General features: G+C 73.2%; 14 protein-coding genes. 10 read left to right on the forward strand and 4 right to left on the reverse strand.

All coding sequences use genetic code 11. From position 1 onward, the window contains the following. Nucleotides 1-13: 13 nt before the first annotated feature. The 3 genes from AH6_RS26620 to AH6_RS26630 all read left to right on the forward strand — a co-directional run bounded on the left by AH6_RS26620 (nt 14) and on the right by AH6_RS26630 (nt 2,149). On the forward strand, nt 14-964 hold the full coding sequence (locus tag AH6_RS26620) for an alpha/beta fold hydrolase (protein ID WP_067485111.1): 951 nt from the start codon (nt 14-16) through the stop codon (nt 962-964). A 32-nt stretch (nt 965-996) separates the two neighbouring features. After that, nucleotides 997-1,701 (forward strand): helix-turn-helix transcriptional regulator, encoded by a 705-nt coding sequence (locus tag AH6_RS26625; RefSeq protein ID WP_067485114.1) that lies wholly within the window; start codon nt 997-999, stop codon nt 1,699-1,701. Between the two features lie 76 nt (nt 1,702-1,777). Next, nucleotides 1,778-2,149, forward strand: coding sequence for a VOC family protein (locus tag AH6_RS26630; RefSeq protein ID WP_067485116.1), 372 nt, complete (start codon nt 1,778-1,780; stop codon nt 2,147-2,149). Between the two features lie 181 nt (nt 2,150-2,330). Here AH6_RS26630 and aceE read toward each other — a convergent pair whose 3' ends face one another. Continuing rightward, a complete protein-coding gene (gene aceE / locus AH6_RS26635; RefSeq protein ID WP_067485119.1) occupies nt 2,331-5,114 on the reverse strand; it encodes a pyruvate dehydrogenase (acetyl-transferring), homodimeric type in 2,784 nt (927 codons plus the stop codon). A gap of 291 nt (nt 5,115-5,405) precedes the next feature. Between aceE and AH6_RS26640 the strand changes: the two genes are divergently transcribed. The 5 genes from AH6_RS26640 (at nt 5,406) to AH6_RS26660 (ending at nt 8,830) form a co-directional block, all read left to right on the forward strand. Beyond that, a complete protein-coding gene (locus AH6_RS26640; RefSeq protein ID WP_067485122.1) occupies nt 5,406-5,615 on the forward strand; it encodes a DUF1918 domain-containing protein in 210 nt (69 codons plus the stop codon). A gap of 10 nt (nt 5,616-5,625) precedes the next feature. Continuing rightward, the gene (locus AH6_RS26645; protein ID WP_067485125.1) at nt 5,626-6,033 is read left to right on the forward strand and encodes a YjbQ family protein; all 408 of its coding nucleotides are present in this window, start codon (nt 5,626-5,628) and stop codon (nt 6,031-6,033) included. Between the two features lie 214 nt (nt 6,034-6,247). Beyond that, nucleotides 6,248-6,676, forward strand: coding sequence for a DUF3052 domain-containing protein (locus tag AH6_RS26650; RefSeq protein ID WP_067485128.1), 429 nt, complete (start codon nt 6,248-6,250; stop codon nt 6,674-6,676). A 489-nt stretch (nt 6,677-7,165) separates the two neighbouring features. After that, nucleotides 7,166-7,624, forward strand: a complete 459-nt coding sequence (locus AH6_RS26655) for a peroxiredoxin (protein WP_067485130.1) — start codon at nt 7,166-7,168, stop codon at nt 7,622-7,624. 138 nt (nt 7,625-7,762) lie between these two features. Further along, nucleotides 7,763-8,830 (forward strand): potassium channel family protein, encoded by a 1,068-nt coding sequence (locus AH6_RS26660; RefSeq protein ID WP_067485134.1) that lies wholly within the window; start codon nt 7,763-7,765, stop codon nt 8,828-8,830. Between the two features lie 104 nt (nt 8,831-8,934). On the opposite strand, the gene AH6_RS26665 is transcribed toward AH6_RS26660, so the two are convergent. Then, nucleotides 8,935-9,888 (reverse strand): phosphoribulokinase, encoded by a 954-nt coding sequence (locus AH6_RS26665; protein WP_083983486.1) that lies wholly within the window; start codon nt 9,886-9,888, stop codon nt 8,935-8,937. 178 nt (nt 9,889-10,066) lie between these two features. Here AH6_RS26665 and AH6_RS26670 point away from each other — a divergent pair, with 178 nt between their 5' ends. Next, nucleotides 10,067-10,723, forward strand: a complete 657-nt coding sequence (locus AH6_RS26670; RefSeq protein ID WP_174555124.1) for a response regulator — start codon at nt 10,067-10,069, stop codon at nt 10,721-10,723. Then, on the forward strand, nt 10,720-11,841 hold the full coding sequence (locus AH6_RS26675) for a GAF domain-containing sensor histidine kinase (RefSeq protein WP_067485140.1): 1,122 nt from the start codon (nt 10,720-10,722) through the stop codon (nt 11,839-11,841). Before AH6_RS26670 ends, AH6_RS26675 begins: the two co-directional genes overlap by 4 nt. Here the strand turns inward: AH6_RS26675 and AH6_RS26680 are convergent. Together AH6_RS26680 and AH6_RS26685 are read right to left on the reverse strand one after the other, a co-directional pair. Continuing rightward, nucleotides 11,838-13,010 (reverse strand): saccharopine dehydrogenase family protein, encoded by a 1,173-nt coding sequence (locus AH6_RS26680; RefSeq protein WP_067485143.1) that lies wholly within the window; start codon nt 13,008-13,010, stop codon nt 11,838-11,840. The genes AH6_RS26675 and AH6_RS26680 overlap by 4 nt on opposite strands. Nucleotides 13,011-13,166: 156 nt before the next feature. Then, nucleotides 13,167-14,033, reverse strand: coding sequence for a LysR substrate-binding domain-containing protein (locus AH6_RS26685; protein ID WP_067485146.1), 867 nt, complete (start codon nt 14,031-14,033; stop codon nt 13,167-13,169). Between the last annotated feature and the right edge of the window lie 75 nt (nt 14,034-14,108).

Below are 14,108 nucleotides of genomic sequence, written 5' to 3' on the forward strand. Positions count from 1 at the left end.
CCGGGAGGAAACGATGACCGAGATCACGCACCGCTCCGTCACGTCGGCCAGCGGGCTGACCATGCATGTGGCCGAAGCCGGGCAGGGGCCCCTGGTCCTGCTGCTGCACGGTTTCCCCGAGTGCTGGTACTCCTGGCGGCACCAGCTCACCGCCCTGGCCGAGGCCGGTTTCCACGCCGTCGCGCCCGACCAGCGCGGCTACGGGCGGACCGGCGGGCCCGACGCGGTGGACCAGTACTCGATCCTGCACCTGGCGGGCGACGCCGTCGGGCTGATCGACGCGCTCGGCGAGGAGCGGGCCGTGGTCGTCGGCCACGACTGGGGCGCGCCGGTGGCCTGGGCGGTCGCGCAGCTGCGGCCCGACAAGGTCAGGGGAGTGGCGGCGCTGTCGGTGCCGCACCGGCCGCGCTCGTCCAGGCCGCCGGTGGAGACGATGCGCCGGGTGTTCGGCGACGGGTTCTACATGGTGCACTTCCAGCGGCCGGACGTCCCCGAGGCGGAGCTGGAGCGGGACCCGGCGGCGACGTTCCGGGGCCTGCTGTACGCCGCGTCCGGCGACGCGCCCGACTTCCTGCCGTTCATCCCCGAAGGCGGCGGCTTCCTGGACGTGTGCCCGCAGCCCGCCGAGCTCCCGCCGTGGCTGACCGAGGACGACATCGCCGCCTACGTGGCCGAATACGCCGACAGCGGCTTCACCGGCCCCCTCAACTGGTACCGGAACCTGGACCGCAACTGGGACCTGACGGCCGCCTGGCACCGCGCCCCGATCACCCCGCCCGCCCTCTACATCACCGGCGACCGCGACATGGTGGCGGTCGGCGCGCGGGACGCCATCGACCGGCTGAAGACCTTCGTGCCGGACCTGCGCGACACCGTCTGGCTGCCCGGCTGCGGCCACTGGACGCAGCAGGAGCGGCCCGCCGAGGTCAACCGGGCGCTGCTGGAGTTCCTGCGCTCGCTCTGAGAAATGTCGGAGGCGGCGCGTACGGTCGCGGCGTGAACCGCACCGACCGGTTGTACGCGCTGGTGGAGGAGCTGCGCGCCTGCGCGCCCCGCCGCCGGACCGCCCGCGAGCTGGCCGCCCGCTACGAGGTCAGCGTCCGCACGATCGAGCGCGACATCGGCGCGCTCCAGCAGGCGGGCGTGCCGATCTACTCCGACGTCGGCCGCAGCGGCGGCTACACGCTGGACAAGAGCCGCACGCTGCCGCCGCTGAACTTCACCCCGGCCGAGGCCGTCGCCGTCGCGATCACGCTGGGCCGCGCGCAGGGCTCGCCGTTCTCGCGCAGCGCCCGCACCGCCCTGCACAAGATCGTCGCGGCGATGTCGGCGGCCGACGGCGCGACCGCGCGGCGGCTGGCCGGGCGCATCCGCTTCGTGGAGGCGCCGGACGAGCCCGCCCCGGGCTCGGTGCCCGCGGTGCTGGAGGAGGCGATGGCGGCCCGGCGCGTGGTGCGGCTGACCTACGTCGACGGCTCCGGCGCCGAGACCGAGCGCGACGTCGAGCCGGTGGCCTTCACGGCGGCGTCGCTGCGCTGGTACCTGATCGGCTGGTGCCGGCTGCGCGGCGAGGGACGGATGTTCCGGATCGACCGTGTGCGCCGGGCCGTCCTGCTGGAGGAGCCCGCGCCCGAGCGCGCCTTCGAGGACGTGGCCGACGGGCCGGCCGCGCTCAGCATCCGCGCGCTGGAATTCGTCTGAGAAACACCGACACAGGGTTGTCGCCCACCTGTTCGACCCTGAGGGGGAAGGCACACCCACCCGAACGGAGCGACCCATGACCACCCCCGCCTACGACACCGTCAACTGGTTCCAGATCGGCACCGACGACTCGGCGACGGCCCAGCGCTTCTACAGCGAGCTGTTCGGCTGGAAGTTCACCCTGGACCCGAAGGACGCCTACTCGCTGATCAGCTTCCGGGGCGACGAGCAGCCCAGCGGCGGCATGACGGCCACCGACCCCGAGAGCAACCACGCCAACTTCCTGGTCGTGGTGCGCGACGTGGCGGCGGCCTGCGCCAAGGCGGAGGCGGCGGGCGGCAAGGTCGTCGTGCCCGCGATCACCGCGCCGAGCGGCCTGGTGTTCGCCACGATCGCCGACCCGGCGGGCAACGAGTTCGGCGTCTACTCCCCGCCCCCGTCCCCCTGACGGACCGCCACCCACCCCCTTCACCTTCACCGGCTTCATTGCCTCCGTCGTGCGGTGGCCCCGGACATGCGGAAGGGCCCTCCGAAGGCTTCGGAGGGCCCTTCCCGGGGCGGGTCACCAGATCACGGCCTACACCTCCGTGATCCCGGCGGCCTGCCCCGGTGTCAGCACGCGCCGCCGGTCAGGACTCGCCGCCGGTGTTGCTCTCGGCGGTCTGCACGCCGCCGGCGAACACGGTGCTCACGTCGGCGTCGAGGCGGTAGCGCTCGATCGCCTGCTGGAGCACCTCGTGCTTGACGTCGCCCTGCGCCGCCAGGCGGGTGAGCACGGCCAGCACGATCGAGGCCGAGTCCACGTGGAAGAAGCGGCGGGCGGCGGCGCGGGTGTCGGAGAACCCGTACCCGTCGGTGCCGAGCGAGGAGTAGTCCCCGGGCACCCACTGGGCGATCTGGTCCGGGACGGCCCGCATGAAGTCCGACACCGCGACGATCGGCCCCTGCGCGTCGGCCAGCTTCTGCGTGACGTACGGGGTGCGCGGCTCGGCGTCGGGGTTGAGCAGGTTCCAGCGGTCGGTCGCGGCCGCGTCGCGGGCCAGCTCGTTCCACGAGGTCGCCGACCACACGTCGGCGGCCACGCCCCAGTCCTCGGCCAGCAGGCGCTGCGCCTCCAGCGCCCAGCGGCCCGCCACGCCCGAGGCCAGGATCTGCGCCCTGGGCGCGTCGCCGTTGCCCTCGACCGACCCCTCCTGGAAGCGGTACAGGCCCCTGACGATGCCCTCGGCGTCCATGTTCTCCGGCTCGGCCGGCTGCTGGTACGGCTCGTTGTAGACGGTGAGGTAGTAGAACACGTCCTCGCCGTGCGGGTGCTCCTCGGTGGAGCCGTACATGCGGCGCAGCGCGTCCTGGGTGATGTGCGCCAGCTCGAACGCCCAGGTCGGGTCGTAGTGCACGCAGGCGGGGTTGGTCGCCGCGATCAGCGGGGAGTGCCCGTCGGCGTGCTGCAGGCCCTCGCCGGTCAGCGTGGTGCGGCCCGCGGTCGCGCCGAGCAGGAAGCCGCGGCCCATCTGGTCGCCCAGCGCCCACATCTGGTCGCCGGTGCGCTGGAACCCGAACATCGAATAGAAGATGTAGACCGGGATCATGTGCTCGCTGTGCGTGGCGTAGGCGGTGCCGGCGGCGATCATCGACGCCATCGAGCCGGCCTCGCTGATGCCCTCGTGCAACATCTGGCCCTGCTCGGACTCCTTGTACGACAGCAGCAGCTTGCGGTCCACCGCGTCGTAGGTCTGCCCGTGCGGCGAGTAGATCTTCGACGTGGGGAACATCGCGTCCATGCCGAAGGTGCGGTACTCGTCCGGCGCGATCGGCACGAAGCGGGCGCCGATGTTCCCGTCCTTGATCAGGTCCTTGAGCAGCCGGACGAACGCCATGGTGGTGGCGACGTTCTGCTTGCCCGAGCCCTTCTTCAGCTCGCTGTACACCGCGTCGCCGGGCAGCTTCAGCGGCTTGGCGCGCACCACGCGCTTGGGCAGGAACCCGCCCAGCGCGGCCCGCCGCTCGCGCATGTACTGGATCTCGTCGGAGTCCTCGCCCGGGTGGTAGTAGGGCGGCAGGTCGCCTTCGAGGGCGGAGTCGGGGATGTCCAGATACAGACGGTCCCGGAACTCCTTCAGCTCGGCCTTGGTGAGCTTCTTCATCTGGTGGGTGGCGTTGCGCGCCTCGAAGTCCGAGCCGAGCGTCCAGCCCTTGATGGTGTGCGCCAGGATCACCGTCGGCTGGCCCACGTGCTCGCGGGCGGCCTTGAACGCCGCGTACACCTTGCGGTAGTCGTGCCCGCCGCGCGACAGCTTGCGCAGCTCGTCGTCGGACAGGTGCGCGACGATCTTGCGCAGCCGCGGGTCGTCGCCGAAGAACTTGTCGCGGATGTACTCGCCCGACTCGACGGTGAAGGTCTGGAACTGGCCGTCGGGGGTGGTGTTCATCTTGTTGACCAGCGCGCCGTCGGCGTCCTGCGCCAGCAGCGGGTCCCAGTCCCGGCCCCAGACGACCTTGATCACGTTCCAGCCGGCGCCGCGGAAGAACGACTCCAGCTCCTGGATGATCTTGCCGTTGCCGCGCACCGGGCCGTCGAGCTGCTGGAGGTTGCAGTTGACCACGAAGGTCAGGTTGTCCAGCTCCTCGCGGGCGGCCAGGCCGATGGCGCCCAGCGACTCGGGCTCGCCCATCTCGCCGTCGCCCAGGAACGCCCACACGTGCGAGCGGGAGGTGTCCTTGATCTTGCGGTTGTACAGGTACCGGTTGAACCGGGCCTGGTACACCGAGTCGATCGCGGTGAGGCCCATGGACACCGTGGGGAACTCCCAGAAGTCCGGCATCAGCCGCGGGTGCGGGTAGGACGACAGCCCGCCGCCCGGGTGCGAGATCTCCTGGCGGAACCCGTCCAGCTTGTCCTCGGGGAGGCGGCCCTCCAGGAACGCGCGCGCGTAGATGCCCGGCGCGGCGTGGCCCTGGAGGAACACCTGGTCGCCGGACTCGCCGTGGTCCTTGCCGCGGAAGAAGTGGTTGAAGCCCACCTCGTACAACGAGGCGGCCGAGGCGTAGGTGGCGATGTGGCCGCCCACGCCCAGGTTCGGGCGGTTGGCCCGGGACACCATGATCGCCGCGTTCCACCGGATGTAGGCGCGGATGCGGCGCTCGACGTGCTCGTCTCCGGGGAACCAGGGCTCGCGCTCGGGCGGGATGGTGTTGATGAAATCGGTGCTGCGCAGGCTGGGCACGCCGACCTGCTGCTCGCGCGCGCGCTCCAGCAGGCGCAACATCACGTAGCGGGCCCTGCCGCGGCCCTCGGTCTTGATGACCGTGTCCAGCGACTCCAGCCACTCCCGGGTCTCGTCCGGGTTGATGTCGGGCAGCTGGCTCGGCAGGCCGTCGCTGATGATCGAAAAGCGTTGACGTCCGGAAGCCACGGGGTCCCCTCTGTCCTTACCGTCTTCTGCAAAACGACTGTTCGTCGCCATGGTTCGTGATCCATCGTCGCCGTTCGTGGCGGCTAACGCATCTCTACCAACCGGTAACCATTCTCGCCGGTCAGCCCCGATGAGCGAACCGGCGGGCCCGGAATTTTCGGGGAGTTTCGTGTGGATCGTCCCGCTGCCCCGCCACTACCCCTCGACGCCGCCCCCGAACCGTACGAGGGTGGAGTCCTCGACACGCCCGGACGGCCTCCCGGGAGGCCCGCGCGCCTGGGGAGGACGGCGATGAACGCATCGGTCGGCGACCGGCTGCACGTGCACGGCAACACGGTGGGGCAGCCCGATCGGGCGGGGGAGATCGTCGAGGTGCGCGGCGCGGGCGGCGGCCCGCCGTTCGTGGTGCGCTTCGACGACGGCCGCACGGCCCTGGTCTTCCCGGGCCCGGACGCGGTGGTGGAGGAGGGCCCGAGGAATCTCGGCCGCACGATCGGGTAGACACCCGATCATGAAGAGCGTCGTGGTCCAGGTGACCACCGGGAACCGGGAGGTCGTGCACGACCTGACCGCCGAGTGCGGGCGGTTCGCCGCCGAGGCCGGCGGGGACGGGCTGCTGCACGTGTTCGTGCCGCACGCCACCGCGGGCGTGGCGATCCTGGAGCTGGGGGCGGGCAGCGACGACGACCTGCTGGCCGCCCTCGGCGACCTGCTGCCCGCCGACGACCGCTGGCGGCACCGGCACGGCTCGCGCGGGCACGGCCGCTCGCACGTCATGCCGGCGCTGATCCCGCCCTACGCCACCGTGCCGGTGCTGGACGGGGAGCTGGCCCTCGGCACCTGGCAGTCGATCGCCCTGGTCGACCTCAACGTGGACAACCCCGAGCGCCAGGTGCGCTTGTCCTTCCTCGCGGGATGAGCGTGGGTTGTTACGCTCTGGTGGTGTCCGATGACGCGGGACCGTGCGATCGGGCCAATGAGGCCACCAAATGCCGGGAAGACACTTGCGCTAGGGGCCCTTACTTGTGTGGACTGTCCCGCAAACCACGCGGTGATGCCGGAGCGGGCCGCCCCGGACCGGGGCCGTACCAGGGTCCGGCGCACCGCGGACTATCGACCATGGGAGGACTTTCGTGAGCGCGACCGCGGGCCAGGCGCAGTCTGAGCGCAGCCTGGCCGATCGGCTCGGTCTCAAACCGGGCCAGGTGGTGCAGGAGATCGGCTACGACGACGACGTCGACGAGGAGCTCCGGGAGGCCATCGAGGCCGTCACCGGGACCGAGCTCGTCGACGAGGACTACGAGGAAGTGGTCGACGTCGTCCTGCTGTGGTGGCGGGAAGAGGACGGCGACCTGTTCGACGAACTCACCAACGCCATGGGCGCCCTGACCGACGGTGGCCACATCTGGCTGCTGACGCCCAAGGCGGGCCGGGACGGGCACGTCGAGCCGAGCGACATCGGCGAGGCCGCCCAGACGGCCGGGCTGTCCCAGACCAGCAGCGTCAGCGCCGCCCAGGAGTGGTCCGGCACGCGCCTGGTCGCACCGAAGGTTCGCAAGTAGGCCGACCGGTCCCGGTCCCACGTTCGCGGGCTCCGGGGCCGGTCCGGCCACGACCGCGCGACCGCCCGGCGCGCGGCCGGTGCCCCGCTCGACGGCCACCGGCCCGTGACGGCGGCGCGCCCACCGCGCCCCACGGCGACGTCCTGACGTCCGCCAAGGGGCCTGTTCTGCATGGGGTGAAGGCGGTTCCCCGCACCGCCGCTCCACCCTGACGCCTCGCGACCGTCCTACGGCCGCCCAGCGCCGCCTGGCACTACCCCACGGCGGCTCCCGCCCACCGGCGCGGCTTCCCGCTCTGCTGGCACGCTTCCCGCCCTACTGACGGGGCCTCCCGCTCTACCGGCACGCTTCCCGCCCCACCGGCGGAGCCTCCCGCCCCACCGGCGCGTTCGCCTTCCTGCGGTGGGTGGCAGACTGACCGCCGTGCCCACGCCCGTGGGCGCGCACGTTCCCGCCTCCGGGGCGGGATCTCTTAACGCGGGAGAGGCATTGGCGGTCAACGTAGGCGACCTCGCGCCGGACTTCGAGCTGAAGGACCAGCACGGCACGCCGGTCAAGTTGTCGGACTTCCGGGGCGACAAGACCGTCGTCCTGGTCTTCTACCCCCTGGCGTTCAGCGGCGTGTGCACCGGTGAGCTGTGCGCCATCCGGGACGAGCTGCCCACGCTCGGCGGGGACGACGTGCAGGTGCTGGCGGTCTCGGTCGACTCGGTGTTCGCGCTGCGGGCCTGGGCCGACCAGGAGAAGTACCAGTTCCCGCTGCTGTCGGACTTCTGGCCGCACGGCGGCGTGGCGCAGAGCTACGGGGTGTTCGACGAGACGAAGGGCCTGGCCACGCGCGGCACCTTCATCATCGACACCGAGGGCGTCGTCCGCTGGAAGGTCGAGAACGCCATCCCGGACGCCCGCGACCTCGACGAGTACCGCAAGGCCCTCGCGGCCCTGTGATCCCGGGCCTTCCGGCCGTCCCCGCCCCCGAAACAGCGGGCGCGGGGCGGCCGGAAGGATCCGCCGGTCTTGACGATTGATGTCCGTTTTGTCAAGCTGCGACGCACCTTCCGCACGCACCCGACAGGACGGCCGCCGATGCCGTATCTCCTCCTGCGGCTGGCCCATCGGATCGCCGCGCGCTCCTGGCGCGCGCCCGCGCTGGTCCTGCTGCTCGCCGGCCTGCTCGGCTGGCTGCTGATCGCCGCGTTCGAGCCTCCCGGCTCGGAGCTCAAACAGCCGCTGCACTACCTCTGGTACTTCTTCGTCAGCGGCACCACCACCGGCTACGGCGACCTGTCGCCCACCACGCCCGGCGGCCGGATCGGCGGCGCGATCGTCATCGGCGCCGGGCTCACCGCGGGGCTGATGTTGTTCGCGGAACTCACGCTCTGGATGGCGAAGGGCAGGACCATGAAGGCGACGGGCCGGGCTCGGCTGCACCACGAACGGCACCTGGTGGTCGTCGGCTACGAGCGCGCGGGGTTGCGCGCGGTCATCGGCCAGCTCCGCGCCGACCCCGCCTACGCCCGCACGCCGGTGGTCGCCGTCTTCTGGCCGGACCAGCTGTCCGGTGAGAATCCCGACCCTGACCTGTACGACGTCGTCGCGCACGACGACGGCGCCTACGACCGGGCCTGCCTGGCGGCGGCCCGCACCGTGCTGGTCATCGGCCGCACCGACGACGAGACCGTCCGCGTCATGCTCGGCGTGCAGGCCCACCTGCGCCGCGCCGGGTCCGCCCGGCCGCACCTGCTGGCGGGCGTGCACGACGGCGGCCACCGCGCCGAGATCGCCGAGGCGCTCGGCCTGATCGACCCCGACATCGAGCCGGTGGACGTGGACGACCCGGCCGTGATCGCCGTCGCCGTCCGCAACCCGGGCGTCGCCTCGATCTACCACAACCTGGCCAGCACGCTGGACTCCGACTCGACGTTGTTCCGGGTGGACGTGCCCGAGGGCGCGGGGGAGTGGGCCCGCCTGGACGTGGCCGTCTTCCTGCTGCACCGGGGGAGCACGCTGCTGGCGGTCGGCGACTCGCACCGTCCCAACGCCCACTTCCGGCTGGCGGCCGAGCCCGGCGAGACGGTGCGCGGCGGCCAGTCCCTGGCGATCGTGGCGCCGGACCGTCCCGAGATCGACTGGCGGTCCCTCGCGGCCGGATAGGAGCTTTTGCGGCCCGGCCCGTTGGGCGATGGCCGGGCCGCAAAAGCCCTGGAAGGGAACGCGCGGCCCGGGAACCGGGGCCTCCCCGCGCGAACCGTGGTCTGTCAGGCGGCCTGCCGCCGGTCGGCGTCGAGCAGGTGGTACAGCAGCAACAGCTGGGTGATGGCGAGCGGGTCGCTGGTGTCCGACTCGCCGAAGCGGCCCAGCGAGTCGGGGCTCAGCAGGCCGTTGCCGGTCCGCGTGCCCAGGCGCTCCCAGATGGCCTTCTTGACGACCTGCGACTCCTCCGGCGACACGTAGCCGTGCACGTGCAGCGCGTCCACCGGACGGCCGTCGGTGTCGCGGTGCAGCCGCAGGTGCATCGCGGTGTCGCCGCCGCCCGGCGCCGCCCCGTCCAGGACGGTGCTGAGTTCCGGATGGTCGATCGTGGGGCGCAGCAGCAGCTCCGCCGACAGCGGCGTCCCCGGCGGGTCGACGCGGCCCGCCACCGGCGCGAACCGCACCACGATGTCGGCCCAGCGGCGCTGCGGCCGGATGTAGGCGGCGCTCTCCGGCTCGCGCCGGTCCAGCTCGGCCATGACCTGCTCGGGCGTGTAGCCCCGCTTGTCGCAGTCGCGCTTGACCTTCCACGAGTGCCGCAGCGGCTCGGGCGGGTCGAGGTAGACGGTGATGTCGAAGCAGGCGCGCGCCAGCCGGGTGTGCAGGGGCAGCAGCCCCTCCACGATCACGAAGTCCTTGGGCTTGACCAGCTCGGGCCGGACCAGCTCCCCCGTGGAGTGGTCGTAGACCGGCTTGAGGATGGGCTCGCCCATCGACAGCAGTTGCAGGTGCTGCTCCATGATGTCGATGTGGTTGCAGTCGGGGTGCAGCGCCGTGAACGGCCTGCCCGCCCGTTCCGCGCGGTCGTAGCGGTGGTAGTCGTCCACGCAGACCGCGGTCATCCGGTCCGCCCCCAGACACTGCACGAGCCCCCTGGTCAGTGTCGTCTTGCCCGCCGCGCTGTCCCCGGCGATAGCGAGCATGACGGGGCGGCGTCCCGAGCCGCGCGCCCGGAGCATATGCACGATCCGATGGGGCACCTGGCCTCCTAGCGTGCCGACGGCATGTCCGAACGGACGGTAGGACGGCCCGCCCGCCGGGGCGTCCCCCGATTGGGTGACGCGCGGGGTGAATCGCCGCGAAGCCCGGCACCACCGGGGCTACTGGTGAGTAGCTTGCGGTTGTTATCGTGCCGGGATGAGCGTGCCGGTGCGCGTCGTCCTGGTGGACGACCACGAGATGATCCTCGCCGGGCTGCAGGCGATGCTGGCCGGGTTCGCCGGGCGCGTGCGGGTGGTGGGGCAGGCCGGGACCTCGGCCGAGGCCACCCGGCTGGTGACCTCGTTGCGGCCGGACGTGGTCCTGCTGGACGTGCGGCTCGGGCCCGAGAGCGGCCTGGACCTGTGCCGCGCGCTGACCGGGAGCGTGCCCGAGACGCGGGTGGTGTTCCTGTCGGTCTACGACGACGAGCAGTACGTCTTCGAGGCGCTGCGCGCGGGCGCGGGCGGCTACCTGCTCAAGCGCGTGGACGGCCCGGAGCTGGTGCGGCGGCTGGAGGAGGTCGCGCGCGGCGAGACCGTCGTCGATCCCACGCTGGCCGGGCGGATGGCGGTCACCGCCGCCCGCCTGACCCGCGGCGAGTTCTGGCCGGGCGCCAACCGGGGGCTCACCCAGCGCGAGAGCGAGGTGTTGTCGCTGCTGGTGGGCGGCCTGTCCAACAAGGCGATCGCGGCCCGGCTCGTGCTCAGCGAGGAGACGGTGAAGAGCCACCTGCGCGCCCTCTACCGCAAGCTGGAGGTGACCGACCGGTCGGCGGCCATCGCCGTCGCCCTGCGCGAGGGGTTGTTTCGGTGACGCCCGCCGCGCTGGAGCTGCTGGCCGGGCGCGGCCCCGACCTGCTGCTGCGCGTGATCACGGTGGCCTGCGCCGACCGGGAGCTGCCCCGGCTGGCCGAGGAGCTGGCGGGGCTGGTGGTGCGGTCGGCCGAGCGCCTGGTGTTCTGCGACGTGTACGTCCTGGACGAGGACGAGCGCGCTCTGGCCGGTACCGGCCCGCCGGTCGCGCTGGGGGAGGGCGACGTGGGGTGGGTCGCCGCGCACGGCCGTCCCCGCGAGCACGCCGACGGGCGCGGCGTCGCCGTCCCGGTGCACAGCGGCAACGCCACCGTCGCCGTGCTGGACGTGCGCGCCGCCGGGCCGTGCCCGCCCGGGGACATCGCGCTGGTCACCGCGCTGGCGGAGCTGTTCGCGCCGGTGCTCTGCTCGTGCCGCCGGCTGCGCACCGCGCAGGAACGCGAGCTGGCCGCAGAACGATTCGCCGAGCGCGCCGTCCAGGCCCAGGAAGCCGAGCGGTCGCGGCTCAGCCGGGAGATCCACGACGGCATCGCCCAGCGCCTGGCCGGGCTCGGCTTCCACCTGTCGGCGGCCCTGGCGGCGCTGCCCGCCCACCATCCCGAGGCGCTGGCGCAGATCGTGCACGCCCGCGAGCTGTGCGACCTGGCCGCCGCCGAGTCGCGCGCGGCGATCGGCGGCCTGCGCCCGCCGGTGCTGGACGACCTCGGCCTGTCGGCGGCCCTGGCCACCCTCGCGCGCGAGGCGGGCGGCCCGGCCGCCGGGCCGCTGGACGTCGGCGTCACGGTCACCGGCGAGCTGGACGCGGCCCTTCCCGACCACGTGCAGACCGCCCTGTACCGGATCGCGCAGGAGGCGGTCGGCAACTGCCTGCGGCACGCCCGCGCGGGCTACGTGGACCTGCTGCTGGAGCACGACCGCGACCGGGTGCGGCTGACGGTCACCGACGACGGCGACGGCTTCAGCATCGCCGACGTGCTGGCCCCGGGCCGCCGCCCCGACTCCTACGGCCTGCGCGGCATGGCCGAACGCGCCGAGCTGCTGGGCGGCCGCGTGACCATCACCAGCAGACCCGGCGTCGGCACCACCGTCGAGGCGGTCATCCCCATTCCCAAGGCCTAGGAGTGGATCACCCGGAAGGTGAGGCCCGCCTTCTGGAGGCGGTCGATCAGGGCGTCGCCCATCGCGGTGGCCGTGGTGACCTGGCCGGCGGTGTCGGGCAGGTCGTCCTGCGCCAGGCACAGCGCCGACTCGGCCAGCATCACGGCGGTGCCGCCGTAGCCCGGGTCGCGGCCCGCCACCTCGGTGACCACGCGCTTGCCGCCGCCCTCGCCGACGAATTTCACGCTGAACCAGTGCTTGGCGCGCTTCTCCGCCGACGGCCCCTCGCCGGGCGTGCGCAGCCGCAGCAGCAACGACCGGGTCGGCGGGAGCTGGGCCAGCGCGATGGCGGCCACGGACCCGGCGGCCATGCCGACCGCGACCGGCAGCCGCTTGAGCGCCACGTAGGCGCCGTAGCTGAAGTCCGGGCCGTACCGGTCCAGGGCCAGCGCCGACCGCTCGACGATCTGCGGGTCGACGGTCGGCAGCGGCAACGTCCAGCCCGACACCCCGGCCTTCGGCACCGGCCGCCGCGAGATGCGCGCCCGCCGCCCCTCCGGGCGCGGCTCGACCGCGCGGCGGTCGCGCTCGGCGCGGTACAGGCCGGGCAGGTCGGCGAAGATCCCGACCGCCGAGTGCAGCGTGCCGCCGGAGGCGTCGCCGCTGGCCCGCACGAACGCCTCCACGTGCAGCGGCACGCCCTCGGGGAGCTGCTTGACGGTGTAGTAGGCGCCGAGGTCCTGCGGGATCGAGTCGAACCCGCAGGCGTGCACGATGCGCGCTCCGGTCCGGACGGCCTGCTCGTGGTGGCGCAGGTACATCCGGTCCACGAAGGTGGGCTCGCCGGTGAGGTCCACGTAGTCGGTCCCGGCCCGTGCGCACGCGGCCACCAGCGGCTCGCCGTACTGCACGTACGGGCCGACGGTGGTGATGACGACGCGGGCGGCGGTGGCGACGGCCTCGATCGAGGCGGTGTCGTCGGTGTCGGCGTGCAGCAGCGGCAGCTCGGCGCAGGCGGGGTCGATGGCGGCCAGCCGGTCGCGGACGGCGGCGAGCTTGGCCTGGTTGCGGCCGGCCAGCGCCCAGCGCAGGCCCGCGCCGGCGTGCCGGGCCAGATACTCGGCGGTCAGCCCGCCGGTGAACCCGGTGGCCCCGAACAGGACGATGTCGTACGGCCGCTCGGCGGTCATAGGTGCCCCTTTCGCTGTAGAACCCGATTCTGTCGCGTCCCCGATCCGAAGGCATCCACCCGCGCCGGACGTGTGACCGAGGCCACGCCGGGCTGCCGCCGCGCCGCCATCGTGCCGCCACCGGGTCACCGCCGGGGCCGCGCCGTCCGGACCGTGTCAGGGCGCCGACCAGCCCGGCGCCTCCAGCAGGTGCGCCACGAACAACATCGTCGTCGCCGTCGGGGCCGCGCCCGCCACCGCGTGCCAGGGCCGGTGCAGCGGCGCGCCCGGCGCGTCGATCACCACCAGGCGGCCGTCGTCCAGGTGCGCGCCCACCGCGTCCCGCGACAGCAGCGCGACCCCGAGCCCGGCCGCCGCGCCTGCGACGACCGCGCCGTTGGAGCCCAGCACCAGGCGGGGCGGCGCGACGTCGTGCTCGGTCAGGTACGCCTCGGCGGTCGCGCGCGTGCCCGAGCCGGGCTCGCGCATCACCCACGGCGTCGAGCCGAGCGCGAACCCCTCCGCCAGCGCGGGCGCGCCCACCACCACCAGGTCGTTGGGCCGCACCGCCAGCACGGTCGCGGCGGCCTCGGCGGGCGGGCGTCCCGCCAGCACGAGGTCGGCCTCGTGCGCGGCCAGGCTGCTCCACACCTGGCGGCGCGGCCCCACCTCCAGCGCCAGTTCCACCTCCGGCCAGCGCGCCCGAAATGAGGCCAGCAGGTCAGGCAGGATCTGGTCGGCGGCCGTGGTCACCGCCGCCAGCCGCAGCGGCCCCCGTCCCGGGTCGGCCGCGCCGCGCGCCGCCGCCCGTCCCTGCTCCAGCAGGCCGAGCACCTGCCGCGCGTACCCGGCGTACACCGCGCCGGACGGCGTCAGCTCCAGCCCGCGCCCGGCCCGCCGCACCAGCGGCACGCCCAGCTCCCGCGTCAGCGCCGCGACCGCCGCCGACACCGCCGACTCCGTCACGTACAACCGCCGCGCCGCCTCCCGCACCGAGCCGGTGTCGGCGAGCGTGACGAGGGTGCGCAGCCGCGCCTCGGTCATGATGGTTCAACCATTCGTTTGAGGGTCGCCCCGAAACACTTGATGGACAGTGCAAGTATCGCCGGGGCACGCTCG

The organism is Actinomadura hibisca NBRC 15177 (genome assembly GCF_001552635.1).
Taxonomy (GTDB): Bacteria; Actinomycetota; Actinomycetes; order Streptosporangiales; family Streptosporangiaceae; genus Spirillospora; species Spirillospora hibisca.

What these genes read in the sequence shown, in the direction of transcription:
- AH6_RS26640 (WP_067485122.1), top strand. Translation starts at nt 5,406, where the DNA reads ATGAACGCATCGGTCGGCGACCGGCTGCACGTGCACGGCAACACGGTG.
- AH6_RS26680 (WP_067485143.1), bottom strand. Translation starts at nt 13,010, where the DNA reads ATGACCGCCGAGCGGCCGTACGACATCGTCCTGTTCGGGGCCACCGGG.
- AH6_RS26665 (WP_083983486.1), bottom strand. Translation starts at nt 9,888, where the DNA reads ATGCTCCGGGCGCGCGGCTCGGGACGCCGCCCCGTCATGCTCGCTATC.
- AH6_RS26660 (WP_067485134.1), top strand. Translation starts at nt 7,763, where the DNA reads ATGCCGTATCTCCTCCTGCGGCTGGCCCATCGGATCGCCGCGCGCTCC.
- AH6_RS26670 (WP_174555124.1), top strand. Translation starts at nt 10,067, where the DNA reads ATGAGCGTGCCGGTGCGCGTCGTCCTGGTGGACGACCACGAGATGATC.
- AH6_RS26630 (WP_067485116.1), top strand. Translation starts at nt 1,778, where the DNA reads ATGACCACCCCCGCCTACGACACCGTCAACTGGTTCCAGATCGGCACC.
- AH6_RS26620 (WP_067485111.1), top strand. Translation starts at nt 14, where the DNA reads ATGACCGAGATCACGCACCGCTCCGTCACGTCGGCCAGCGGGCTGACC.
- AH6_RS26645 (WP_067485125.1), top strand. Translation starts at nt 5,626, where the DNA reads ATGAAGAGCGTCGTGGTCCAGGTGACCACCGGGAACCGGGAGGTCGTG.
- AH6_RS26685 (WP_067485146.1), bottom strand. Translation starts at nt 14,033, where the DNA reads ATGACCGAGGCGCGGCTGCGCACCCTCGTCACGCTCGCCGACACCGGC.